Annotated in this window: 1 protein-coding gene; it reads left to right on the top strand. The window is 33.0% G+C overall.

From position 1 onward, the window contains the following. Positions 1-219 precede the first annotated feature (219 nt). On the top strand, positions 220-807 hold the full coding sequence (locus AMS59_RS14055) for a TetR/AcrR family transcriptional regulator (protein ID WP_053484378.1): 588 nt from the start codon (positions 220-222) through the stop codon (positions 805-807). The last annotated feature ends 121 nt before the right edge of the window (positions 808-928 follow it).

Raw genomic sequence — 928 nt, 5'->3', positions numbered from 1 at the left:
GTACTCTCAACTCTAGCGGATACAGATGTTTTTTTGTATTCTTTTTTAGCAAGAACAGATTTTGGTGTTGAGCCTAATATTTTATAGTGAAAAAATAGGAGCTGTATTATAATTAGTTTTATTCGGTGTGGAATTTTTTATGAACACATGGATAAATTGGCATCGTTTAATGATGCCTAAAGGACTATGTCTACTACAAATTAAGATAAGGTGGGAAGTATGGCAAGAGGTAGGAAGGTTAATTCAAATGGTGAACGAAGTAAACAATTATTGCTTGAAAAGGCTTTGGAGTTATTTTCTGAAAAAGGTTATCACGATACAAAAATTAGTGATATTGTAAAAGCCGCTAATGTAACTCAGCCAACTTTTTATTTATATTTTGAAAGCAAGGACTCTCTCTACATCGATCTGAATGAACGATTTCAGCGTGGATTTGATGAAATTATGAGTAAGCAATCAGAAGAAGTTGAAAAGGGATTTGACGGCTTTGTCAGAGAGCTAAAACAAAAAATATATATGTTATTCGTTTACATAATCGAAAACCCGAAATTAACAAAAATTGGACTATTTGAATCTGAACAGTCACTTGTAGTTAAATCTCAACTTACACAGCAATTTACTCACCTTATACATCGTTATGATTGTGCCCATGTATTACAATCATTTTGTACAGACATTCATATAATTGTAGATAGTTTTGTAGGATCCTTTGAGCGTTTAATCTTAACTAATTTACTTGAACAAAAAAAACAGCCATGCGATTTAGCGAGCGACTTAGTTCATTTATACTTTTTAAGAAAAGTATAAACAAATATTTCTCAGGCCGAATAAAGGGCTTGGTTAGTTATAAATTCAGGTGTGTTGATTAACCATTTTTATACATCCAAAGAGGCTGATTTCCGCTACGGGCTACTCGCTTTCCTGCGGG

The sequence above is a fragment of the Lysinibacillus sp. FJAT-14745 genome, assembly GCF_001275675.1.
Taxonomy (GTDB): domain Bacteria; phylum Bacillota; class Bacilli; order Bacillales_A; family Planococcaceae; genus Lysinibacillus.
Note: the sequence above shows the minus strand (reverse complement) of the source record. Positions and strands in the feature narration are given on the sequence as shown.